This window comes from Bradyrhizobium sp. 137, from assembly GCF_023074095.1.
In the GTDB taxonomy this organism is placed as follows: domain Bacteria; phylum Pseudomonadota; class Alphaproteobacteria; order Rhizobiales; family Xanthobacteraceae; genus Bradyrhizobium.
The window spans coordinates 67,581-89,889 of the sequence record NZ_JADPKU010000103.1 but is presented as its reverse complement, the minus strand read 5'-3'; the positions used below and the strand labels follow the sequence as shown (position 1 = coordinate 89,889).

The window sequence follows — 22,309 nt, the reverse complement described above, 5'->3', positions numbered from 1 at the left end:
GAATGAAACAGGACTTATGACTTAGCGGATTGCGGTGGTGGGCAGTCTGCTGATTACGCTTCCGCCTTCCGCCGTAATCCGCAACGGTCCATCGCGCATTTCAAAAGTGTATTCAAAGCTGCTTGAGCCGCTGCCTTGCGCATTCCGTGCAGGACTACGAACCATCCAATCCACTATGCCACTTGCTTTACACGAGCCGACCGCCTCGTTGCATTCTACAGTAAGTGAACCTTCACGCATCTTGTACAGGCGCTGAGGCCACCGATTTATCGATTTCATCTTATCCGCGACGACCTCGTTATCCGAGAGATCGCGACCGTAAAAGAGGACATGTGCGCCGTACAGACGCGGAAGAACTGCCGCGACTTTATCGTTAGGGCCGGACCATACAGTAAACAAGAGCCTTACGAATTCACTGACCTTCGCGCGGAGCGAGGAAGGTGAATGTGACGGGTCTGCCTGCGAGGGGGCTAGGGCTGAACTCGTTTTGGATGGTTCAAGGAGTTTCACCTCAATATCGTTCTTCTTGGCATCTTCTGCGCTCAACCAAGTCATCGATGCAGGCGATGCTTGCGTTATGTATATTACTGCGGAGTACGACAGGCCAAGTTTGTTGACGTAAGCTCCCAAGATGGCATTTCCCGGTCGGCGTCGGCCTTTATATCCGGCTCGGCATCCTCGAAACGCCGGTGTTCTCAAAGCTCGTGGCCCGCGCGCGGTCATGAAGTTGTTGCGATAATAGCCGAGCGGATCGCGCAAGCGGATTGTTTCACCGATACTGATCCCGGCTAAAAGGCTTCCACCATCGCTTCGTAGCGCTACAATGGCTTTTGGTACATTCGCCGTCCTTTCCGCGAACAGACTAGCATCACCCTTCTCGAAGTCTCCTGACACGTCTATGAAGGTGAATTCGCCTAGCGGGTGGATGGCTAGTTCGGCGGCATGGCACGGAAGCCAACTTCCAACCACAATCGCGACAGCCGTCGAAATAAGACGAGCGCCTGCGAGCTTGGCAATTGACCTTCCAAGCTCAACCCAGTCCAGCGACGTCAGGTTACTGCGCATTCTGAACTAGCCGATTGGTCCGCCAACAAGGTTCGCCGCGATGTTTGTATGAATGTTTATGATAGCTCCGTCGCCCCCACGCAGCGGCATCCGAAGCGGAAATCACTGAAATGGCAGGGGTTGAAAGCGCGATCAAAAGCGCGAGCACCATTGAAGTTAGTTTCAAAGTCGAGTTCCTTTTTCTTTTTTAGCGAGCAGCTTTGCGCCAACCCGCTGTTTCGGCCTCCGCTTCAGTGCAGAACCAGCGTTCACCGAGGCCCTTGTCCATGGCGATCTTTGAGTAGTTCAACTGACCGGGCGAGTGAAAGATGTGTTCTCCCTTACGGTTTACGTTTCCCTTAATGACGCAATTTGGATCGGGAGCGGCAGCAGCCGAAACTGCGCCCAGCAATATTGATTGAGCATTCACCGGGACCGATGCGGCGCCTAAGACCTCGGTTTTTTTGTTTCGATGCCGCCAGTCCCAAGGCGCGATGAACGCTCCTTGCCATAAGCCTAAGCGCGCCTCGCGAGCCGTCATCTCATTGGAGTCATAGGAATGTGAGTACTTCGTAAATGAGAGAGCCCAGCCTTGGCGCACCATCCAGCCAGCAACGTCCTCGCCTTCAATGAAGCACGTTGCAAGAGAGCGGCCGTAGCGGTCTTGGCCGTTCAGATCGCAGTCCCATTCTCGTCCTGCTGAGTAAGCAACGAGTAGATCACGAGCCACAATTCCACAGGCCCACGTCTTACCATGTGCGTCGAGACACAATTGATCTGTCTCGGGCGCGTCAATGCCTTGCAACCGCATTTTGCTCTGCTCAATCTGAACGGTATCGCCATCGACAATCAATGGCGCACCTGAGAGAGTTTTCGTGGCGAGCGCCTCTGGGCAGGACAGGATCGTCGTTGCGAGTCCTAATCCAAGCAGGAATGCGTGCATCTTGTGCATAGGCAACCGTACGCCTTCAGGCTCCAGCCGGTCCTTGCGCGATATCGATCACGTGCCGATCAGTGCCAACAGTAATGACGATGGTGTAAGTCTTCGGTCCTCCGCCCTCAGTGGCAACTGGGGGCGCGAGATGCAATTGCCCGCCGTACCACTCACCGGGCATGAGCGTGTTGTCCTTGATGACCGACTGCTCAAGGACGGCCATATTGCGTTGCCCGGCTTCGACTGTGGAAGCGATCATCGCCTCATTCTGCGCGCTCGCATTGCCCTGCGCGATTGCCGCTGCGGTCGGGCTGTAGAAAGTACCTGTCCTGCCGCTGGGGGTCGTGTAGTGGCCGTATCCGGCCTGCGAAGCGCTGTAGGCGTTCCCAGCGGCGGCTAACCCTGTGAAGATTGCCGCTGCGACCTGTCGGTTCTTTTCCTCTTGGAGCAGCATCTCGTAGGTTACGACCTGCATTCCGTAGTCGGACCCGCCCGCATGCTGAGTGGCTTCCACTTGGGATACCCGGAAATCTACGGGGCCCTTGCCCAAGTTGTTTATTGCAACAACGAAGACCGGCCGACCATTTGCGTGCACCTGTCGCGAGGCCGGACCGACTAGGACGAGAGAACTCTTCTGGCGCGACACAAGGGCCGCCTTCCCATCCCGCACGAGCGCCTGTTGCTGTGGATTTGATGGCCGAAACTGAACCGTCTCGGCGTTGGTGACGCAGCCACCTAGTACAGCGCACAGCGCCACAATGCCCGATTTACGCATGACTTGCCCCCAGACCCGAGCGCGATACAAACATCAACCACTGCGCGAAATCAATAGTTCGAAGGTGCTATTAAGACGCTCAGTCGCAAGCTGCATTCGGGCAATCCCGGGGTTTGCCAAAGTCGCATTGCCATATCGATGCAACTCAGGAAGAGATCGGATGTCAACTTCAGGGGAAGACTATGTTGAAAAATGTTGCGCTGCTTTCGTTTGTTCTCCTTTGCTCAATTTCCATTGCTCATGCCCGAGGTGGACACGGAGGCGGCGGGCGCGTCTCCTATGGTGGTGGCTATCATACATCGAGCCATGGGGGACACTATTCAGGGGGTCTCGGGTCGTCTCATAGAGGCGGCAGCTATCGTAACGTGAACACTGGCAACCGCTACGGCACGCACCAGTAAGAACACATTGGTGCTCAAAGAAAGACGGAACAAGCGCGGGGCGACCCGCGCGTGTCGTTAGTCGGAGACTTGTTCATGCAGACTTGGATCTTTCAAGACAATCCAGACGAGTACGATATTGAAGCCTATCTAGCATCACGACCTGCGCAAGTCATTTGGCTGGTCACCCGCTACGCAGCCGAGATTGCTGTTGGGGACCGCGTCTTCTTATGGCGCAACCAAGGTTCGCAGAATGCCATACCGGGCATTATCGCTGAGGCGATTGTCACATCCTCTCTAGAACTGCGAGAGGAAGACCCTGAAGGCGTGCAGTTCTGGCGAGAACAAGGTCCCCGCGCAAACGCCCCTCAGGTGCGCGCAGCCATGCGGCTGGTGAAAGTTGCCACTAAGAGGGAAGTCTTAAGGCGCGATTGGTGCCTGGAAGATCCTGTGCTTCGAGACCTTCCGAACCTGAAGATGCAGGCCGGTACGAATTATCGTATTACACCGGAGCAGGCTGCTCGATTAGACGCATTGTGGACCAGAACCGGGCGCGATTGGACTCGTAATGAGTCGCTTGCTGGCCTCTGGGCATATGCGCGAACATTTAGTCAGCCCGTATCGCGCCTTGCGGGCTCCCCAGTGGCTACGGTCGCCTTGACAATCGGTCGGGCAGTCAGCGGTGTTTATGCGAAGGTGATGAACTTTCGGTCGCTTGATCCCCGTGGAGCGGGCGAAGGAATGTCCGGTGCCGGCGAAGCCGACAGGACGGTATGGGACGAGTTCTATGATGCCGCCACGAAGTCAATCCGAACGGCCGAGTTGGAGAGCGAATTCGTCCGGGTATGGGGCACTATTCAAAACGAGGGGCACCGGCCGGCAGACGCAAGTGCGAGGGCGAGCATCACTGCGGACGAGGCGGACAGACTTGAGGAGCTGACGCTTGATCAGCTTCTCGCGAAGTATGAAGCCCAGAACTTGGTTGAACCGCGACGGCCCGCCACTCGCGTTCTCAGCTCCCGCACGTATGAACGCAATCCACTCGTTATTGCCATCGCCAGATTGCGTGCGTCTCACCGTTGCGAGATCGCGAATTGCTCGCATCCGACTTTCGAGACAGCTGAGCGAGTAAATTACACCGAGGTTCACCACGTCGTTCCATTGGCGGATGGTGGCCCAGACACTATCGACAACGTGGCTGTAACGAACCATCGCTGAAGCTACGAGGCAAGCGGCGAGTTACTCTATCCAACACCGGATCCGTGTCGTACTTGTCGCACGCCGCTAGCGTCCTATTGATCTTGGCGTCTTCCTTGGCGGAAAGGACTTGGTAGACGGCAAAACCGAGGAGACCAGCCGTAAGGCCACAATAAACGACGTTTGCCATCGCACCTATTGCCGTCCACGCCGTACCGTCCAATCCCCAAAAGGTAAGCTGACTGCCGGATGGCGATTGCGAATATATTATAGGCAGCGCCACGAAAATCCACAGCGCCAGCCCCACTAGACCGGCAATTGCGATTTTCTCATCCGAAAGTTTCATCCTGAGTCTTCGCTTCCGTCGTCAAAGTTGATGCCATCGCTCGCACCTATCTTGCCACTCCGCGAACGAATGCTCCAAACAATTGCATCATTTGTTGCTGGTTCACCTGATTGATGCGGTCCTGATTGGCTTTCTGTAGTTCGGTCTCGTACCCTCGTTGCGCTCCCGCATGCCCGAGTTCACCGGCGCGATGTAGCAACGCCAATTTTGTCTGCGCCGGATCGGGTGTTGGGAGCATTCCTTTATCGATCAAATCGACAAGGCTCACCATTGAGTCGGCATCGTCCAGTGCGCTGCCTCGTTTGAACAAGGAGATAGCCGTTGCGGCATCCTTGCGCTCCCACAGGTACATCCCACCAAGATTGTCGAAGGCCGCCGGGTAACTTGCTTGAACTAACCGGGAGAATATCTCGAAGGCTTGCCTCTTGTCTTTAAACTGAGCGGCGCGACCGAGCTGGTATTGATAGCGAAGCTCCGAAGGGAACGTCGCAACCGCCCGCGCGCAAGCGCCGTAAGCCTGATCGGCTTGGTGCTTCAAGAGATCGAACGAAACACCTTCTGCCGTCCTTCTGCGGTCGGTTGGGTTTGCTGCAAGCCGGTCGCATTCATTTCCGCTCTGCTGCTGTTCTCGCACGGCTTCGGCCGCAGCCTCGCGCGCTTGGCGCTCACGTTCAGCGGCTTCTCGCGCCTGTTGAGCCTCGCGTTCCGCGCGCTCGCGCGCCTCTTTTTCTCGCTGTTCCTGCTCCAGCTTTTTCCGCGTCGCAATGGCTTCCTGCTGTTGACGCCATTCGGAGATGATGTCCCGCGTAATGACCTTGAACTCATCACCGGATCGGGGGTGAAAGCCCGGACCATCATAAAACTCGTAGTCTCCATTCTCCCCGCGCCAGTACCAAACCTTTGCTGCTCCTGTCGTCGGATCGAAGAAGCCGAATTTCTCAGGATCATTGACGCGCACAGGGACGCGCCGAACGACTTTTGCGGACTGAGTCTTCCATGCTTCAACGACCTGACGTGTGATCGGGCTCAGTTCTTCTCCGGTTTTAGGATGAAAGCCCATCAGATCGAACAATTCGATCTGGTCGCTGCCGGTCTTCGAGTACCAAACGACCGGCTCACCAGTAGTTGGATCAAAGAACGTTGGATCGTTCGATGTGATCTGCTTTGGCCGATGGCCGTTTCTGTATTCCGTGATCTTTTCGGCAATCTGCGGTGTGAGAGGGCGACATTCGCGCCCGGTCTCTGGATCGATCCCAACGCGGTTCAGTGTTTTGATGCTGGTGCGAGTCATCACGTAGCATTTCTCGGCTACCCCGTTCTTCCGAAAGTTCGCATCGATACGTCCAAGCAGCAGCGAGTGTCCGATCACAAGCACGAGGAAACCCGTGTACCCCACCCTCCGCTTTTTCTTAGAGAGCGAGAAGCTGTAGCCCGCAAGGACCACGATAGCCGCAAAGCTAGCCCAGAGAATTGCCCGAGTCGTTCCGGCGTTTAAATCATACGCATCGGCAAGTTCCTCGGCATAGCTGCGCGCGACGAGGTAGTAGACCAGCTCATTGCAGACCCAAAAAACCAGACCGCCGACGAGAATACAGACGAGCGCAATGACGGCGATTTGTGCCGCTATATTGAGCCGCCCCAGCGTTTGCGTGACGACACCGCGCGCTTTTTCGATTGCTTTCACTTGACAGCCCCCGCACCGTATTTCTACGGGTGCAAATTCATGTTCAACCCAAGATTACGATAGGAGCCAAGCCACTGGATTGTCAAAATCCCGCTGATTTGTCTTCCTAAGATGAAAGGCTAATCTCTCGGAAAACGACGGGCCGAGACGAGAGAGCTTCGTTAATCTAACGGTCGAAGGGCTGCCATCCGGTTTAGTCCGGTCTCGCCCTCAGCCGCGTCCACGGAACGTCGCCTGCTCGAATTCTCATCCATGTTCGCGCACATCGGGATTACGCGGGCGCTGACCGAGCCAACGCAACGTTGGTCGTCCAGGCGCAAATGTGTGAGGACCGAAAAATTTATCAGGCGACGGGGCCCAAACGGATTGGGACACAAATGAGGACACGACGGCTAGACCTCATTGATTTATATGATTTTTTGTGACCGTCATCTCCCTGCGCAGTGGTTTGACGGCTTATGCCGCGCTCTCCTGGGAGCCGAATTCCTTCTGGCCTCCCTCGCCCTCGTGGAAGTCAGGGACACCGCGCCGGTTGACGCCAATGCCGCATCCGCAAGAGCTTGACCGTAGCAACGACGGCCAGGACCACACGGTTTTGCCGTACGCGCGGCTCGCCTGCGCCGCAGGGTTCGACGGCGTTGTGCACTTTGCCATCGACATGCTGGCGCGACGAACCTGACAGCGCCGTCCGTCTGCGCGAAGCTTAAGGGCTCACGGAGAGCAATCCGCCCTGCCCTTGGCCTCTCGCGCCCGACGCTGCCGCGTCCACCGCAAGCCCGGCTCCGCGATCATCACGACACATGATCGCCCCTCTCGGATGAGCCGGGATGGCCGATACATACGTCATTTCCGAATTTCGGTAAAGCGGAATATTTTCGCGCGAGGGGATTGACAGGCAGGCGACACATGAGACGGCCGGGAGAGCCGAAACTGGAAACAACAAAGGGGCGGTGCAAAGCACCGCCCCTTCTTCGCGCGTTCCAGAAGCTTGCCGCAGATTTGACCGATGACGTGCCGATCGCACCCGCGGCCTATGGCGAAAACGATCGCTTAATATGGCTGGGAATAGTAGCGCGGACCGTAATAAGGACCGCCGCCGTAATAGCCCGGGCCGCCGTAGTAAGGACCCGGGCCATAATAATAGCGGTTCTCATAGTATTCGCGGCGCTGGCTCTCGGCGATTGCTCCTCCGATCAGGCCTGCCGCCGCGCCCATGAAGGCGAGGCCCGCTGCGTTCGGGCCGCGCCGGTAATAGCGATGACGGCGAGCGGCGCTGAAATCGGTGGCGCCCGATACGGCCTGGCCAGCGACGTCTGCCCTGGCGGGCGGTGCCCCGGCCGAAGCGGCCACGGATGGCGAGGCGGAGACTGCGATCAGGGCGAGACTTGCGAACGCGGCGACGAGCGTACTGCGGCCGGCTGCGGGAATCATGGGTCCAATGCTCATTTTGACCTTCCTCTGTTCTCGCCCAAAGAGCCATAAGCAACGACACGTAACGCGCAAACCACTGAGATGGTTTCCTGATCGCGGCGATCTGCCACGCTTTGAACGATTGTAAACCGAACGACTACGTCCAGCTTGAACCATCAAACCTGAGCGGATAATGAACAGCCGCGCCGTTTTTCGGTCGCCGTAAGCGTTTGACGTGAACCAACGCATCAACCGACGCCGTCGGAATCGATGCCATTTAAGGGTTCAACGTGATCGACGCGTCCTTTTCCTCGAAAGAAATCAGATGATTGCGGTTCGCAAACTGCCGGCGCGCTATGCGCCGATCGTAATGCCCTTTGTGCTGTCCGTCCTCATGACCGCGGTGGTGTCGGTCATTTCGACGCTGCGGAGCCTCGGCGCAACGCCGGCGTTCCTGGCAACCTGGCCCGGCGCCTGGGCGCTGTCATGGCTCGTCGCGTTTCCGACGCTGCTCGTGGTGCTGCCACTGGTCCGCCGGATCGTAGCCTGCCTCGTCGCCTCGCCACCTCGACAAGGCCAATAGACTACGACAGCGCCCCCAAAACCCCGCGCGTCGCCTTGTCGATTTCCTCGACATAGCGGCGGCGGGCAAAGGTCTCGGTGAGGAAGCCGACCACCTTGCGGCTGTCGGTGGAATCAACCACCGCCAGCATCTCGGCTTCCGCCTCGTCGAACACCGCCATCGCCGACTTCACGTTCATTTCCGGGATCAGCACGATATCAGTCAGGCGCGCCAGCTCGACCACCTGGATGTCGTCGGCGATGGTGTCGAGGTCGTTGGAGAACAGGTCGGGCAGCATGACGAGGCCGACATATTCGTCGGCATTGTTGACGACGACGATTCCGGGCCGTGACCCCAGCGCGAATTCGCGGCGCACGGCCGCGATCGTCGTGGTCGACGGAACCTTGCCGACGTCTGAACGCATCAAGCGCTCGACGGTGAGGTTGCGCAGCCAGCCGACGTCGTTGGCGCTGCGGATGGTCTCGCCACGCAGATGCAGGCGCCAGGTCGAGAAGGAATGGCCGAACATGAAGCGGACGCAGATTGAGGTGACGATGCAGCCGGCCAGCACCACGGCGGTGACGTCGACATTGCGGGTCATCTCCAGCACCAGGAACGACATCGTCAAGGGACCGCCGACGATGGCGACGCCGAGCGTCGCCATGCCGGTCAGCATCGCGACCAGCGGATCGATCACGAAGTTCGGGCTGATCAAGAGGAGCACCGCGGCAAAGAACTTGCCGATCAGGCTGCCGACGAACAGCGAGGCGAAGAACAGGCCGCCCCGGAAGCCCGAGGCGAGCGAGATCAGGCAGGCTGTCACCTTCAGGGCGATGATCAGTGCGATCAGGCCGATCGTCATGTCATGAAAGAGATCGAGCACCATGGCGCCGTGGCCGGCTGCGAGCACCTGCGGCGTGACAATCGCGAAGCCGCCGACGATGAGGCCGCCGATCACCGGACGCAGCCAGACCGGCATCCAGGCGAACAGGCGCTCGAACGTCGGCGAGGAGCGCATCACGGCGATGCCGACGCCGCTGGTGACGAGCGCAAGTCCGATCAGGGCGAGGTACTGCTCGACGCCGACGGCGCTGACCTTCGGTATTTCCAGCGAGTACGGCGCGCCGCCGAGCCATTGCGCGGTCAGGGCGCCGGCGAGCGAGGCCGCCAGGATCGGAGCAGCGCTACCGACCGAATAGACGCCGACGATGAGCTCGCAGGCGTAGAAGGCGCCGGTGATCGGCGCGCCGAACGCCGCCGCGATTGCAGCGGCAGCGCCGCAACCGACCATCAGGCGCAGATCGTTGCGGCGGAGATTGAAGAACTTGCCGAGCAGCGAGGCGATGCCGGAGCCGATCTGGGTATAGCCGGCTTCGAGGCCGACCGAGGCGCCGCAGCCGTTGGAGATCAGGGTCTGGCTCGACACCACCAAGCTGTCCCGCATCGACAGATTACCGCCGCGCAGTGCGTTTGCCTCGATCGGGTCGACCGCATTCGAGATCTTCATGCGCCGCCGCGACCATTCCATGATGCCGAGCGCGAGCCCGCCGAGTGCAGGCGCGATCAGCGCCGCCCAGGGACTGACGCTCGCATTGGACGAGAGGCGGACATCGACAGGGATGCCGTAGATCACGACGTGCGCGATCTGGGCGATCTCGGCCATCAGCGTCACGATCGCGCCCGCGAGCGTGCCGATCACCAGCGCGAGCGGGATCAGGTAGAACTCGTTGCTGCGCAGCAGGGCACGCAGCCGAACCATGGTACGGTTCGTCCCCTTGCGATCGACGAGATGTCTGATCCGCACGAACACTTTCTGCCCGCCCTACCCTTCCGACAGGCCGTAGCCTGCCATGCGCTGGCGGACCCGTTCGATCTCGGCGCTCGGCAGCAGCGGCGGTTGTCCGATCTGGAGACAGCCGTGATATTGCCGCGCCAGTGTCTCGACCTCGACGGCGAGCCACATCGCCTTGTCCAGCGTCTTGCCGATCGCGATCATTCCGTGATGGTCGAGCAGGCAGGCAAGCCGGCCCTCCAGCGCCCGCACCGCATGTTCGGACAGCTCCACGGTGCCGAAAGTGGCATAGGGCGCGCAGCGGATGCTGTCGCCACCGGCGGCCGCGATCATGTAGTGCACCGGCGGGATCTCCATGCCCATGATCGCCAGGATGGTGCAATAGGTCGGATGGGCGTGCACGACGGCGTTGACGTCGGGCCGGGACTTCAGGATGTCGCGATGGAAGCGCCACTCGCTGGACGGCTTTTGACCGGGGGCATGCGAGCCGTCCATCGCCATGAACACAATCTGGTCCGGCGTCATAGCGTCATAGGGCACGCTGGTCGGGGTGACCAGAAGCCCATCCACATGCCGGATGCTGATATTACCCGAGGTGCCCTGGTTGATACCGAGCGCATTCATGCGGCGGCAGGCGTCGATGATGGCCTGTCTCTTGGCGAGCTCGTCCGCTGTCATCGACATCTCGATTTCTTCTCGGCTTCTTGGCGGTTTGTCGGCGCTGGGCGTTTGCTAGACCGGAAGTACGTCAAAGCAATAAGGCAGCGCAAGAGAAAGCGACCCGGACCGGCCCATGTCTTGCCGGCACGGCCGCAACGTCTGGAAATACATCGCAAAATCAAAGAATTACCAGATTGTCGCAGCCTCGCCGAACGCCCGGCTGGGCTGCCGCAATCCCGTTGTCGCGAATGGAGCCGAGCGGCCTGCGAGCAGCATGCCGAGCATGCGCGAGCGCACGGCATCTCCGGTGCGCTCGAGGATGCTGGGTATCAGATGAGCGGAGGCGAAGCACAGCAGCAGAAGGAGGCCCGAGAGCACGACCACGATGATGATCGCGAGCTTCGCAGCATCACGAAGGCGGACAGGGAGATGTCAATCGCTGCCGTCTCTTCCGGCCTGGCTTCTTCAAGTGCAGCGCCATAACAAAAGTTAACCCGCGTGCTTTATAAAACGATCGGGCAGCTCGATCGGACAGCAACCATTCTGCACGATTGCCGTTTCACTCAGCATCGACACACGAATAGAAGCAGCCGCGACAATTGCACGAGCACCGTTCCACAATTGACCCGCACGATCCCGTTGCCTGCAGTCACTGGGCGCTTCGATTAGGGACAAACGTCAGAGAGCTCAAGGCTGCCATTCATCAATTCGGTAGCGCTGCGGATGCAGTGGCCTATGGTCTTCAGCAATGGAGGCACAGCGCATCGCGTGGCCAGTGGCAGGCCCGCAGCGGCGCGCCGCAGGTCGGTATTCTCTCCGATTCCATGGTCGCACGCGGCGAACAACTCGCCTCGGTCGCCTTGATCTGCGTCAACGCCGTCGGGCTCGTCGCGGGCGCGGTGCCACGGATCCTTCCGGCAGCGCCCGAAGCAGACATCGATGCTTACCTCGACGGCCTCGACGGCATTTTCATCGGCGGCGGACAAACCAACGTCCATCCCTCCCGGTATGGGCAAATGGCCGACGAGGCGCGCGACGGTCCGTTCGATGAATTCCGCGACGAGATTGCGCTTCGCCTGATCCCGCGTGCATTGGCGCGGGGCATCCCCGCTCTTTTCATCTGCCGCGGAATGCAGGAGCTGAACGTTGCTCTCGGCGGCACGCTGGCGAAGGAGCCGGACGATATGCCCGAGGACCAGCGTCATGGCACGCCCGAGGCGGACAATGAGGATGCGCGCTATCGGTTGCGGCAGAAGGTGACGCTGCGCAAGGGTGGCGTCCTGCAGCAGATCTGTAGCGCAGAGGCCATTACGGTAAATTCGCTGCATAGTTTCTTGATCGCCGATCTGGCCCCGGGCCTCGTCGCGGAAGCGGTGGCCGAGGACGGCTCGATCGAGGCCATCAGCGTCAAGGGCGCGAGCGCGTTTGCGCTCGGCACCCTCTTTCATCCGGACTATTGGGCCAGCACGGATCATGCCTCGGCCCGCATCCTCTCGGCGTTTGGAGACGCGGTTCGCAAGCATGCCAAGCCGCAAGGGGCAGCGTAGGCCATGCACCGTTACCGCTTCGGCATCGAGGAAGAGTATTTTCTGGTCAATCGGCAATCGGCGGCGCCTAGATCCGAGCTGCCCAAGCCCTATCTGGCGGCGGCCCAGAAGCGCCTCGGCGAACGGCTGACCACCGAAATCCTGCAATCGCAGATCGAGGTGGCGACGCCGCCGCTGGCGTCTTCGGCCGATGCGATCGCCGAGCTCACGCGCTACCGCTCGGTTCTCGCCGAGGTTGGCAAGGACCACGGGGTCGGCATCATTGCCGCGGGAACGCATCCACTGGCTCAACCGCAGCAGCAGCGCATGACGCGCAAGCGCCGCTACAGCAAGGTCATCAACGATCTCGGGATGGTCGGCCTCGGCAATCCTATCAGCGGGCTGCACGTTCACGTCGAGGTGCCTGAGCCGGACCAACGCGTCGAGATCATGCACCGCCTGGTGCCGTTCCTGCCGCTGCTGCTGGCGCTCTCGACCTCGTCGCCGTTCTGGTGCGGCTATCCAACGGGACTGCTCGGCTACCGCAATGCCGCAAACGACGCCCTGCCCCGGACCGGTTTCCCCGAGATGTTTCGCAACCTCGCCGAATACGAGACCTATGTGAAGACATTGGTCGACGCCGGCATCGTCCCCAATGCCACCTATGTCTGGTGGGCGCTACGGCCGTCGCTTCAGCATCCAACCCTGGAGCTGCGCATCACCGACTGTTGCACGGCAATTGCAGATTCGGTAGCAATCGCAGCCCTGTTTCGCGCGCTGGTCCGGCATGTCGTGCACCATCCCGATCTCAATGCCACCTATTCGCCCGTGCACCGCGCGCTGATCGAGGAAAACCGCTGGCGAGCCCAGCGCTATGGAACCGACGGCACGTATATCGATCTGGCGTCCTTTGAGCCGATCTCGTTCAGGAGCTGGCTCGACGCGGTGATTGCCATGCTGGCGCCCGACATCGCGCATCTCGGCATCGAAGGCGATATCCAGCATTTGAAGATGATCCCGAAGCGCGGCACTTCGGCGCATCTTCAGCTCGAATATTTCCGTAGTTTGCGGAAATTCGGTCGCTCGCCGCGGGAGGCCATTGCCGACGTGACAAAATGGCTGCGGACTTCGACCGAGGCCGGCGACTTCACGGCGCGCGGCAGTGAGCCGAAGGGCACGCCGGTGCGGCAGCCTCTGGCGCATCTCGTCTGACACCCCCCGAGCGCGGCCGCATGGAACGACGTTTCGGCAGCCGACTTAGCTCAGCATGCCCGTAATGGACATCGGTGGAGACCAACTATGAGCGACAGCGGAGTTAGCATGCTGCTGGGTCACGCCTCGGCCCAGATGCTTTGGCTCTGGTTCATCGGCGCGTTCGTGCTCGGCGGCGTCCTCGTCTACGGAGTGATGAAGGCCGGCCGCCTGCGCCGCAGCGAGCGTGCGCGGCTCGATCGCGCGACCGAAGAGCGACAGCGCCAGGAAGACCCCTATAAGCGCCCGACCTGAGCGATCGCCACGAACCCCGGTTGCCAGTTTGGAACTTTCGTTCTCGAAAGGGTTTTGATCGCCTGAGGATTGAGGAAGGCGACGCCTTCCCGTGTCACCTCAAGAGGAGGACGTATGGCTAAACGAGCGAAGAAACGCACAACCAAGAAGACCGCGGCGCGGCGACCGCGTCAGGCGCCGAAGATGCTCAGCGACCTGTTCCTGGAGACGCTGAAGGACATCTATTTCGCCGAGAACAAGATCATCAAGACGCTGCCCAAAATGGCAAAGGCCGCAAACTCGAAGGAGCTTGCGGCGGCGTTCAACAAGCATCTGCGCGAGACCCAGGGCCAGGTCAAACGTCTCGACCAAGTCTTCAAAATGCTGGGCAAGCCGGCGCGCGGCAAGCCCTGCGAGGCCATCAACGGCATCGCGGACGAGGGCGCCGAAATCATGAAAGAGTTCAAGAACGCCCCCGCCCTCGATGCGGGCCTGCTCGCCTCGGCACAGGCGGTCGAACATTACGAAATCTCCCGCTACGGCACGCTGCGGACCTGGGCCGAGGAGCTCGGCATGCAGGATGCGGCAAGGCTGCTTCAGGAGACCTTGGACGAGGAAGAGGCGACCGACCACGCGCTGACCGAGCTCGCCACCTCCGTGATCAACCTCGAAGCGGAAGAGGAGTACCGCGCAGCGGCCTGACGCCGTGCGTGGCCGATAACGGAACGCCGCGGTGCGAGCCGCGGCGTTTTCCTTTTCTGGATCGCAGGATCCGCATGGCACGTCCGCGCCGGCGGGCTGGAATTCTGGGGAACCAGTCCCATATGCAGCCTTTCCCATCGCCGAGTCCGCATCATGCAACCCAAAAATCCCCTCGACTGGATGCTGTCCGAAGCCCTGGACTCGCTGACCCGCGCCGAACGGCTGCGCCAGCAGTTCGGCCGCCAGGAAGTTTGCTGGGAGCCACCGATCGACGTGCTCGAAACCGAGCAAGAGCTCCTGATCCTGATCGCGCTTCCCGGCGTCAATCCGAGCAATGTCGAGACGGCGATCCATGACGGCGTGCTCGTGATCTCCGGCCAGCGCACCCTTCCCCCGGAGCTTCGCAACGCCCGCATCCACCGGCTCGAGCTGCCGCAGGGCCGCTTCGAGCGGCGCATCGCGCTTCCGCTTGGCCGCTATGCCATCAGCCGCTTCGTGATGGACGGCTGCGTCGCGCTGCGCCTCGCCAAATCCTGAGATTGATCATGGCTCCCGAACAGATGAATACCCAGCAAAACGGTTCCGACGTGAAGATTCCCGAGGACGCATTGATCATCATCCCCGTGCGCGAGATGGTGCTGTTTCCCGGTGCCATCGCGCCGATTTCGATCGGCCGCGCAAAGTCCATCGCCGCCGCGCAGCAGGCGCTGCGCGAGCAGCGGCCGGTCGGCATCGTCCTGCAACGCAGCCCCGAGATCGACGAGCCCGGCCCGGACGACCTCTACCGGGTCGCGACCATCGCCAATATCGTGCGCTACATCACCGCGCCCGACGGCAGCCACCACATCGTCTGCCAGGGCGTGCAGCGCGCCCGCATCCTCGACTTCCTGCCGGGCACACCTTTCCTGGCTGCGCGCATCCAGCAGATCCCCGAGCCGACCACGACCTCGCCTGAGATCGAGGCGCGCGCGCTCAACCTGCAGCGCCAGGCCATCGAGGCGATCGAGCTGCTGCCGCAGGCCCCGCCCGAGCTGGCCGCGATGTTCCAGGGCACCAGCGCGCCCGGCGCGCTGGCGGACCTCGCGACCTCGTTCATGGACATCAAGCCGCAGGACAAGCAGGAGGTGCTGGAGACCATTGACCTCGCCTTGCGGGTCGAGAAGGTGTCGAAGCACCTCGCCGAGCGGCTGGAGGTGCTGCGCATCAGCAACGAGATCGGCCAGAAGACCCGGGCCAGCTTCGACGAGCGGCAGCGCGAGGCGATCCTGCGCGAGCAGATGGCGACCATCCAGCGCCAGCTCGGCGAAGGCGACGGCAAGCAGGCTGAGGTCGCCGAGCTGACGGCTGCCATCGCCAAGGCTAACATGCCGCCCGAGGCGGACGCGCACGCCAAGAAGGAGCTGCGCCGCTACGAGCGCATGCCGGAGGCCGCCGGCGAAGCCGGCATGGTCCGCACCTATCTCGACTGGCTGATCGAGCTGCCCTGGGCCCTGCCCGCGGAGAAGCCGATCGACATCAAGGAGGCGCGCCGCATCCTCGATGCCGATCATTTCGGCCTGGAGAAGATCAAGAGCCGGATCATCGAATATCTGGCGGTGCGCAAGCTCGCCCCGCAGGGCAAGGCCCCGATCCTGTGCTTCGTCGGCCCGCCCGGCGTCGGCAAGACCTCGCTCGGCCAATCCATCGCACGCGCGATGGATCGCCCCTTCGTGCGCGTCAGCTTAGGCGGCGTGCATGACGAGGCGGAGATCCGCGGCCACCGGCGCACCTATATCGGCGCGCTGCCCGGCAACATCATCCAGGGCATCAAGAAGGCGGGCGCCCGCAACTGCGTGATGATGCTCGACGAGATCGACAAGATGGGCCGCGGTGTGCAGGGCGATCCTTCCGCCGCCATGCTGGAGGTGCTCGACCCCGAGCAGAACGGGACGTTCCGGGACAATTACCTGGGCGTGCCCTTCGACCTGTCGCGCGTGGTGTTCATCGCGACCGCCAACATGCTGGATCAGATCCCGGGTCCGCTCCTGGACCGCATGGAGTTGATCAGCCTCGCCGGCTACACCGAGGACGAGAAGCTGGAGATCGCGCGGCGCTACCTGGTGCGGCGACAGCTGGAGGCCAACGGCCTCTCGGCCGAACAGGCCGAGATCGAGCCGGAGGCGCTGAAGCTGATCGTCAAGGGCTACACCCGCGAGGCCGGCGTGCGTAACCTCGAGCGCGAGATCGGCAAGGTGTTCCGGCATGCCGCGGTGCAGGTCGCCGAGGGCACGGCCGCAAAGGTCGTGGTGGGCCCGAAGGACATCGCCATCGTACTCGGCCAGCCGCGCTTCGAAGGCGAGATCGCGCTGCGCACCAGCGTTCCGGGCGTCGCCACCGGCCTTGCGTGGACGCCGGTCGGCGGCGACATCCTGTTCATCGAGGCGACGCGCGTGCCCGGCAAGGGCGGCCTGATCCTGACCGGTCAGCTCGGCGACGTCATGCGCGAGAGCGTGCAGGCTGCGCTGACGCTGGTGAAGAGCAAAGCCACCCAGCTCGGCATCGATCCGCAGCTGTTCGAGAAGAGCGACATCCATGTTCACGTTCCCGCGGGCGCGACCCCGAAGGACGGACCGAGCGCGGGCGTTGCGATGTTCACGGCGCTAACGTCCCTGCTCACCAATCGCACGGTGCGCAGCGACACCGCGATGACCGGCGAGATCTCGCTGCGCGGCCTGGTGCTGCCTGTCGGCGGCATCAAGGAGAAGGTGGTGGCCGCCGCCGCTGCCGGATTGAAGCGGGTGATGCTACCGGCGCGCAACAAACGGGACTACGACGAGATCCCAAAGAGCGCGCGGGACAACCTCGAATTCATCTGGCTGGAGCGCGTGGACGAAGCCATCGCCGCGGCGCTCGAGCCGGCTGACGCCAAGGTCGAAGCTGCGGAGTAACGGTGATGAGCGGATTGCTGGAAAGAGCGAAGCGATCGCGGAAAACGCAGCGGCTGCGCCAGCTGCTCGATCGCGCCATCGACCGGGTGCGCGATGCGCTGGTGGCGCCAGGACCGCGGCTTGAGCCAGTCCCGGTACGGGTGAAGCACCGCAAGGGTTGAGCCCTCCGTCTCAAGCCCTCGCGGCAGCCCCAAATAAAAGGCCCCCTCCGATCGAGGGGGCCTTTGCGTTGTCAGGCCACGGCGTCCTTGGCAGCCTTGACCGGGCGGGCGCGGACGATCTTCCGGGCCGGCTTGGCCTTGAACATCATCTCTTCACCCGTGAACGGGTTGGTACCCTTGCGCGCCTTGGTCGCGGGCTTCTTGATGACCACGAACTTGGCGAAGCCCGGCACCAGGAACAGGCCGTTCTTCTTGAGCTCCTTGTGACCGACGTCGGTCAGCGTCTCCATGACGCTCTTGACGTCACGCTTGGAAAGCTCGGTGGCGGTCGCAATCTTTTCGATCAGCTGCGATTTCGACATTTGGGTTGGCATCGTGTCTCCTCTGATTCGTTGCCGGTTGCATATTAGACCAACCGGCGAAGGCCTATAGCCTTCTGCACAGTTTTGTCGCGGTTTTTACGGGCTTTTTTGGCCCTCTGTGACAAAAAACCCTGCATTTTAGCTGCTTCCGGAGCGAAAGGAGCCTCAGGCAGCGCTTTTTGCCTTGTTTCAAAGGCCCGCAAGCCACCTTGCTAAAGCTGATTCGATGCTTTCGACAAGCGACGACCGGCCTCTTTGCCGGAGGCCGGTCGCGATTCACCCTGAAATATAAGGGCTAGACGCGCTCGATGATGACGGCGGGCGCCATGCCGCCGGCGGCGCACATGGTGACGAGACCGCGCTTCAGGTCGCGCCGTTCGAGCTCGTCGAGTACGGTGCCGATCAGGATCGAGCCCGTCGCGCCGATGGGATGGCCGAGCGCGATCGAGCCGCCATTGACGTTGACCTTGGCGCAATCGAGCCTGAGATCGCGGATGTATTTTTCCGCAACCACCGCAAAGGCCTCGTTGATCTCGAACAGGTCAATGTCATCAACGGTCAGCCCCGCCTTCGCCAGCACCTTGCGCGTCGCCGGGACCGGCGCGTTCAGCATCAGGGTCGGCGAGTCCCCCATGTTGGCCATCGCCACGACGCGGGCGCGCGGTTTGAGGCCATGTGCCTTGGCGTAGGCCGGCGAGGCCAGCAGGATTGCGGCGGCGCCGTCGACGACGCCAGACGAGTTGCCGGCGTGGTGCACGAAGTCGATCTCGAGGTCGGGATACTTTTGCAGGATCAAGCCGCGATAGGTCGTGCCCTTATCGTCGAGCGCATAGTCGGCGACGGCGGAGAACGCGGGCTTCAGGCTGCTCAGCCCCTCCATCGTGGTCTGCGGGCGCGGATATTCTTCATGGTCGAGCGCAAGGCTGCCGTCCTCGCGGTGGACGGGCACGAGGCTCTTCTTGAAGTGGCCGTTCGCGATCGCATGCGCTGCCCGTTTCTGGCTCTCCAGCCCGAGCGCGTCGACGTCCTGCCGCGTGATACCCTCCAGCGTCGCGATGGCATCGGCGCAGACGCCCTGGTGCGACTGCGGGTGCCGCGCGCGCAGGCGAAGATTGCCGCTGTCCATCATCATCGGACCAGAGCCGCGCCGCCCCTCCATCGACATCATCTCGCAGCCGCCGGCGATGACGAGGTCTTCGGCGCCCGCCATGATCGAACTGGCGGCCATGTTGACGCTGGTGATGCCGGAGCCGCAGAAGCGGTCGAGCGTCACCGCGCTCGCGCGCACGTCATAGCCGGCATCCAGCGCCGACATCCGCCCGAGATCGCCGCCTTGCGTCGCGACCTGCGCGCTGCAGCCCCAGACGATGTCGTCGACATCGGCGGTATCGATGCCGGTGCGGTCGGCAAGCGCGCGCAGCACGGTTGCACCCAGTTGCTGCGGATGAATGCCCGAGAGTGCTCCCTTGCCGGCCTTGCCGACGCCCCGCGGGGTGCGGCAGGCATCGATGATGAGCGCGTCAACCATTGGCGTTGTCCTCTTGTTTATGGGTGTTGAGAGGCGTTGTGAATTAGGGCGACAGGTGAGTCAATGCGTGGCGTGTGCACCCCTCACCCGGATTTTCCGCTACGCGTAAAATCGGGCTAGGGGCATGCGATCTGAGCGATCGGGCGCGAAAGCCTCAGCGACGTCATGGATCTACACGGGAAGAAGGCGCTCACACACCCGCCGCGTTGTTCGCGATCACGTTGCGGTAGAAGCTGGCGCTGAGCTTTGGGGTGCGGACCTGGGTGTCGAAATTGACGTGGTAGAGGCCGAAGCGCTTGTTCAGCCCGTACACCCATTCGAAATTATCCATCAGGCTCCAGAGGAAGTAGCCGCGCACCGGCACACCCTCAGTGGTGGCGCGCTGGAGCTGGGCGAGATAGTTGCGCAGATACATGATGCGATCGGTGTCGTAGATCTTGCCGTCGGCCGTGATGACGTCATCGCTGGAGGTGCCGTTCTCGCTGATATAGATCGCGTCGGTCTTCCAGATCTTCGCAGCCAGCTTCGGGACCCAGTAGATCGTCTCGGGACCGACGCGCAACCAGTCCGAGTTCATGTGCGGGAACGATTTCGGGATCGGCAGCGGCATGAAGCCGGCACCCTGGTCGGAAGCCACCACATAGTGCTGCGGCGCGTAGATGTTGAGGCCGAGGAAATCGACCGGCGAGGAGATGATCTTCAGCTCCGCATCGGTATATTTCGGCGCGTTGGGCCCGGCGAATTTCAGGAAGGCGTCGGTATACTTGCCCGTCATGATGACGTTGAGATAGCCGGCATTCATCTCGCGCAGCGCGATTCCCGCGGCGCGGACGTTCTCCGGCGTGTCGATCGCGGGCGCACAGGCGTCGATGTTCTCGGCCGGCCCTACGCGGGTGCCGCGGCGGCCATGGGCGCGCACCGCCTGCACGGCGAGCCCGTGCGCGAGCGCACTGTTGTGCCTGATCTGGTTGACCTCGGCCTGCGGCAGCGTCAAGCCCGGCGCGTCGATGCCGATGCCATAGCCAAAATAGACGAAGCGGCCGCTCTCGTTCAGCGTGAACACGTTCTTGACCCGGTCGGTCAGATGCTTGGCGACATAGGCCGCATAGTCGCCGAAGATCTTGCAAGTCTCGGTCGAGCGCCAGCCGCCAAAACGGTCCTGGAGCGATTGCGGCAGGTCCCAATGATACAGTGTCAGCCACGGCTCGATGCCGTTCTTGAGGAGCTCGTCGATCAGGCGGTTGTAGAAGTCGAGCCCCTTCAGATTGGGCTTGCCGTCGCCGTCCGGAAACACCCGCGGCCAGGCCACTGAGAAGCGATAGGCCTTGCAGCCGAGCTCCTTGATGAGCGCGACATCCTCCTTGTAGCGTTGATAATGCTCGTTGGCGCGGTCGCCATTGGTGCCGTCCTCAATCTTGCCGGGGATGCGGACAAACTTGTCCCAGATCGAGGCCCCTCGCCCATCCTCGTTGACCGCACCCTCGACCTGATAGGACGAGGTCGCCGTGCCCCAGAGGAAGCCTGCGGGGAAGCCGTTTCCGCTGCGCGGCGGCGATACCGGCTTGACCTCGAGGGCTTCAAGTGGACTCGCAACTCCGGCTGCGGACAATCCCGCCAGCTTGGCAAACTGGCGACGCGAGACGGGGTCCGACATTGATGCTGCTCCGCTTTCTTCATTTGGGCCCGGCACAATGAACAGTTCCGGGCCGTTTGAGAAGCGCATGCAGGAGGACCCAGATCCGGCAAGCGTTGGTGACGCAGCAGGCACGATGTCGTCCATTTTCCTGCGTCGGCTGAACACCTCTCGTGTTTTCAGGGCCGGCGATCTTAGGGCCGGGTTGTTCCGACTGAACCGACCACAACCTGCATCAGCCAGGCGATGCCGGCGTCTCTCATCGCTGCCTTGGTTGCGATGGCCCGGATCGTATCCGGTTTGCGGGCGAAAGGCAGCTCGACAAACACCAAGCCGAAGCGGCCGGCATAGTGCTCCACCAGTCGGCGCGGCAACGCTGCGATCAGATCAGACCCAGAAAGCTGGACAAGCGCCATCATGAAATTCGGGACCGTTAGGGCGATGCGGCGTTCGAGGCCACGCTTTGCCAACATCTCGTCGACGAAACCACGCGGTTCACCGCTGAGAGACACCAGCAGGTGCTGTGATTGCGAGAATGCAGCACGGGGTGGCGCTGTTGCCAAGGGATGTCCCCTGCGCATGGCCAGCACGAACTCCTCCTCATAGAGCCTGCGTGCCTCGAAACGCGATGATACCGCCGGCAGCGGCAGCATTGCGATATCGAGCTCGCGTGTTTCGAGCATGTCGAGACTTTGGTGCCAGGGCTCTCCGATCGCGCCGCCGCGCGGCGCAGGCATCAGATGGATCAGCCCGATGTCAATGTGAGGTGCCGCAGTCGCGATCGAACGCAAGAGCGGAACGGTTGTGGAGACCAGGACGGCGTCGGGGGCGCCAATCGTGAACCGACGGCTGCTTTTCACAGGGTCGAACGGCCCAGCCGACCCGATCAGGTGTTCGACACGCGCGATGATCTCGGCCACCGGCTCGCCAAGCTCCAACGCCCGCGCCGTTGGAACGACGCCCTTCGGTGTCCGCAGGAACAGCGGATCGTTCAGCAGAAGACGGAGCCGGCCAAGCGCATGGCTGACAGCCGACGGCGTCAGGCTCAGCCGAGCGGCTGCGCGCGCGACATGACGTTCTTCCAGAACGACGCGGAAGAGCACGAGCAGATTCAGATCAATCCTGGATAGATCAATTTTTTTCAGCATATTGCTGAAATCATATCGCTGGATTCATCAAGATCAAGGCCGCATGGATTGGG

The 22,309-nt window shown here is 61.6% G+C and carries 22 protein-coding genes; 10 read left to right on the top strand and 12 right to left on the bottom strand.

Annotated features, from left to right (window positions below; translation table 11 throughout):
- Window positions 1-21: 21 nt before the first annotated feature.
- The 3 genes from IVA78_RS28170 to IVA78_RS28160 form a co-directional block, all read right to left on the bottom strand.
- Window positions 22-1,065 carry a hypothetical protein gene (locus IVA78_RS28170; protein WP_247468795.1) on the bottom strand — a complete coding sequence of 348 codons (1,044 nt, stop codon included), beginning with the start codon at window positions 1,063-1,065 and terminating at the stop codon, window positions 22-24.
- 187 nt (window positions 1,066-1,252) lie between these two features.
- Window positions 1,253-1,996 carry a thermonuclease family protein gene (locus IVA78_RS28165; RefSeq protein WP_247460521.1) on the bottom strand — a complete coding sequence of 248 codons (744 nt, stop codon included), beginning with the start codon at window positions 1,994-1,996 and terminating at the stop codon, window positions 1,253-1,255.
- 16 nt (window positions 1,997-2,012) lie between these two features.
- Complete coding sequence (locus IVA78_RS28160) at window positions 2,013-2,753, bottom strand: hypothetical protein (protein WP_247460519.1); 741 nt, start codon at window positions 2,751-2,753, stop codon at window positions 2,013-2,015.
- 476 nt (window positions 2,754-3,229) lie between these two features.
- On the opposite strand from IVA78_RS28160, the gene IVA78_RS28155 reads away from it, so the two are divergent.
- Window positions 3,230-4,351 (top strand): EVE domain-containing protein, encoded by a 1,122-nt coding sequence (locus IVA78_RS28155; RefSeq protein ID WP_247460517.1) that lies wholly within the window; start codon window positions 3,230-3,232, stop codon window positions 4,349-4,351.
- A 371-nt stretch (window positions 4,352-4,722) separates the two neighbouring features.
- Here IVA78_RS28155 and IVA78_RS28150 read toward each other — a convergent pair whose 3' ends face one another.
- Window positions 4,723-6,360, bottom strand: coding sequence for a hypothetical protein (locus IVA78_RS28150; RefSeq protein WP_247460515.1), 1,638 nt, complete (start codon window positions 6,358-6,360; stop codon window positions 4,723-4,725).
- 421 nt (window positions 6,361-6,781) lie between these two features.
- On the opposite strand from IVA78_RS28150, the gene IVA78_RS28145 reads away from it, so the two are divergent.
- Window positions 6,782-7,039, top strand: a complete 258-nt coding sequence (locus IVA78_RS28145; RefSeq protein ID WP_247460513.1) for a hypothetical protein — start codon at window positions 6,782-6,784, stop codon at window positions 7,037-7,039.
- A gap of 371 nt (window positions 7,040-7,410) precedes the next feature.
- Here the strand turns inward: IVA78_RS28145 and IVA78_RS28140 are convergent, their stop codons facing one another.
- Window positions 7,411-7,806 (bottom strand): hypothetical protein, encoded by a 396-nt coding sequence (locus IVA78_RS28140; RefSeq protein ID WP_247468793.1) that lies wholly within the window; start codon window positions 7,804-7,806, stop codon window positions 7,411-7,413.
- Between the two features lie 289 nt (window positions 7,807-8,095).
- Between IVA78_RS28140 and IVA78_RS28135 the strand changes: the two genes are divergently transcribed.
- Complete coding sequence (locus IVA78_RS28135; RefSeq protein WP_247280534.1) at window positions 8,096-8,353, top strand: DUF2798 domain-containing protein; 258 nt, start codon at window positions 8,096-8,098, stop codon at window positions 8,351-8,353.
- Between the two features lies 1 nt (window position 8,354).
- Here the strand turns inward: IVA78_RS28135 and IVA78_RS28130 are convergent, their stop codons facing one another.
- From IVA78_RS28130 to IVA78_RS28120, 3 genes are all read right to left on the bottom strand, one after another.
- Window positions 8,355-10,142 carry a chloride channel protein gene (locus IVA78_RS28130; RefSeq protein ID WP_247337156.1) on the bottom strand — a complete coding sequence of 596 codons (1,788 nt, stop codon included), beginning with the start codon at window positions 10,140-10,142 and terminating at the stop codon, window positions 8,355-8,357.
- Window positions 10,143-10,154: 12 nt separating this feature from the next.
- Window positions 10,155-10,808 (bottom strand): L-fuculose-phosphate aldolase, encoded by a 654-nt coding sequence (locus IVA78_RS28125; RefSeq protein ID WP_247280532.1) that lies wholly within the window; start codon window positions 10,806-10,808, stop codon window positions 10,155-10,157.
- A 162-nt stretch (window positions 10,809-10,970) separates the two neighbouring features.
- Window positions 10,971-11,168: a hypothetical protein gene (locus tag IVA78_RS28120; RefSeq protein WP_346015551.1), complete on the bottom strand. Its 198-nt coding sequence runs from the start codon at window positions 11,166-11,168 to the stop codon at window positions 10,971-10,973.
- 344 nt (window positions 11,169-11,512) lie between these two features.
- Between IVA78_RS28120 and IVA78_RS28115 the strand changes: the two genes are divergently transcribed.
- The 7 genes from IVA78_RS28115 (at window position 11,513) to IVA78_RS28085 (ending at window position 17,585) form a co-directional block, all read left to right on the top strand.
- Complete coding sequence (locus tag IVA78_RS28115; RefSeq protein ID WP_247468792.1) at window positions 11,513-12,331, top strand: gamma-glutamyl-gamma-aminobutyrate hydrolase family protein; 819 nt, start codon at window positions 11,513-11,515, stop codon at window positions 12,329-12,331.
- 3 nt (window positions 12,332-12,334) lie between these two features.
- Window positions 12,335-13,522 (top strand): carboxylate-amine ligase, encoded by a 1,188-nt coding sequence (locus tag IVA78_RS28110; protein WP_247468790.1) that lies wholly within the window; start codon window positions 12,335-12,337, stop codon window positions 13,520-13,522.
- 87 nt (window positions 13,523-13,609) lie between these two features.
- Complete coding sequence (locus IVA78_RS28105; protein WP_247280529.1) at window positions 13,610-13,816, top strand: hypothetical protein; 207 nt, start codon at window positions 13,610-13,612, stop codon at window positions 13,814-13,816.
- Window positions 13,817-13,930: 114 nt separating this feature from the next.
- Window positions 13,931-14,497 (top strand): ferritin-like domain-containing protein, encoded by a 567-nt coding sequence (locus IVA78_RS28100; RefSeq protein ID WP_247354566.1) that lies wholly within the window; start codon window positions 13,931-13,933, stop codon window positions 14,495-14,497.
- A gap of 153 nt (window positions 14,498-14,650) precedes the next feature.
- Window positions 14,651-15,034 (top strand): Hsp20/alpha crystallin family protein, encoded by a 384-nt coding sequence (locus IVA78_RS28095; protein ID WP_247468789.1) that lies wholly within the window; start codon window positions 14,651-14,653, stop codon window positions 15,032-15,034.
- An 8-nt stretch (window positions 15,035-15,042) separates the two neighbouring features.
- A complete protein-coding gene (gene lon / locus IVA78_RS28090; RefSeq protein ID WP_247468786.1) occupies window positions 15,043-17,424 on the top strand; it encodes an endopeptidase La in 2,382 nt (793 codons plus the stop codon).
- Window positions 17,425-17,429: 5 nt separating this feature from the next.
- Window positions 17,430-17,585: a hypothetical protein gene (locus tag IVA78_RS28085; protein WP_247468784.1), complete on the top strand. Its 156-nt coding sequence runs from the start codon at window positions 17,430-17,432 to the stop codon at window positions 17,583-17,585.
- A gap of 71 nt (window positions 17,586-17,656) precedes the next feature.
- Here IVA78_RS28085 and IVA78_RS28080 read toward each other — a convergent pair whose 3' ends face one another.
- From IVA78_RS28080 to IVA78_RS28065, 4 genes are all read right to left on the bottom strand, one after another.
- The gene (locus IVA78_RS28080; RefSeq protein WP_084805933.1) at window positions 17,657-17,959 is read right to left on the bottom strand and encodes an HU family DNA-binding protein; all 303 of its coding nucleotides are present in this window, start codon (window positions 17,957-17,959) and stop codon (window positions 17,657-17,659) included.
- A gap of 283 nt (window positions 17,960-18,242) precedes the next feature.
- Window positions 18,243-19,475 carry an acetyl-CoA C-acetyltransferase gene (locus IVA78_RS28075; protein ID WP_247468782.1) on the bottom strand — a complete coding sequence of 411 codons (1,233 nt, stop codon included), beginning with the start codon at window positions 19,473-19,475 and terminating at the stop codon, window positions 18,243-18,245.
- Window positions 19,476-19,665: 190 nt separating this feature from the next.
- Window positions 19,666-21,129 (bottom strand): GH1 family beta-glucosidase, encoded by a 1,464-nt coding sequence (locus IVA78_RS28070; RefSeq protein ID WP_247468780.1) that lies wholly within the window; start codon window positions 21,127-21,129, stop codon window positions 19,666-19,668.
- 173 nt (window positions 21,130-21,302) lie between these two features.
- Window positions 21,303-22,256: a LysR family transcriptional regulator gene (locus IVA78_RS28065; RefSeq protein WP_247468778.1), complete on the bottom strand. Its 954-nt coding sequence runs from the start codon at window positions 22,254-22,256 to the stop codon at window positions 21,303-21,305.
- Between the last annotated feature and the right edge of the window lie 53 nt (window positions 22,257-22,309).

Excerpts from the sequence above, each read along its gene's own strand:
- IVA78_RS28170 (WP_247468795.1), bottom strand. The coding sequence starts at position 1,065 with ATGCGCAGTAACCTGACGTCGCTGGACTGGGTTGAGCTTGGAAGGTCA.
- IVA78_RS28165 (WP_247460521.1), bottom strand. The coding sequence starts at position 1,996 with ATGCACAAGATGCACGCATTCCTGCTTGGATTAGGACTCGCAACGACG.
- IVA78_RS28160 (WP_247460519.1), bottom strand. The coding sequence starts at position 2,753 with ATGCGTAAATCGGGCATTGTGGCGCTGTGCGCTGTACTAGGTGGCTGC.
- IVA78_RS28155 (WP_247460517.1), top strand. The coding sequence starts at position 3,230 with ATGCAGACTTGGATCTTTCAAGACAATCCAGACGAGTACGATATTGAA.
- IVA78_RS28140 (WP_247468793.1), bottom strand. The coding sequence starts at position 7,806 with ATGAGCATTGGACCCATGATTCCCGCAGCCGGCCGCAGTACGCTCGTC.
- IVA78_RS28135 (WP_247280534.1), top strand. The coding sequence starts at position 8,096 with ATGATTGCGGTTCGCAAACTGCCGGCGCGCTATGCGCCGATCGTAATG.
- IVA78_RS28125 (WP_247280532.1), bottom strand. The coding sequence starts at position 10,808 with ATGTCGATGACAGCGGACGAGCTCGCCAAGAGACAGGCCATCATCGAC.
- IVA78_RS28110 (WP_247468790.1), top strand. The coding sequence starts at position 12,335 with ATGCACCGTTACCGCTTCGGCATCGAGGAAGAGTATTTTCTGGTCAAT.
- IVA78_RS28105 (WP_247280529.1), top strand. The coding sequence starts at position 13,610 with ATGAGCGACAGCGGAGTTAGCATGCTGCTGGGTCACGCCTCGGCCCAG.
- IVA78_RS28100 (WP_247354566.1), top strand. The coding sequence starts at position 13,931 with ATGGCTAAACGAGCGAAGAAACGCACAACCAAGAAGACCGCGGCGCGG.
- IVA78_RS28095 (WP_247468789.1), top strand. The coding sequence starts at position 14,651 with ATGCAACCCAAAAATCCCCTCGACTGGATGCTGTCCGAAGCCCTGGAC.
- lon (WP_247468786.1), top strand. The coding sequence starts at position 15,043 with ATGGCTCCCGAACAGATGAATACCCAGCAAAACGGTTCCGACGTGAAG.
- IVA78_RS28085 (WP_247468784.1), top strand. The coding sequence starts at position 17,430 with ATGAGCGGATTGCTGGAAAGAGCGAAGCGATCGCGGAAAACGCAGCGG.
- IVA78_RS28080 (WP_084805933.1), bottom strand. The coding sequence starts at position 17,959 with ATGCCAACCCAAATGTCGAAATCGCAGCTGATCGAAAAGATTGCGACC.
- IVA78_RS28075 (WP_247468782.1), bottom strand. The coding sequence starts at position 19,475 with ATGGTTGACGCGCTCATCATCGATGCCTGCCGCACCCCGCGGGGCGTC.
- IVA78_RS28070 (WP_247468780.1), bottom strand. The coding sequence starts at position 21,129 with ATGTCGGACCCCGTCTCGCGTCGCCAGTTTGCCAAGCTGGCGGGATTG.
- IVA78_RS28065 (WP_247468778.1), bottom strand. The coding sequence starts at position 22,256 with ATGCTGAAAAAAATTGATCTATCCAGGATTGATCTGAATCTGCTCGTG.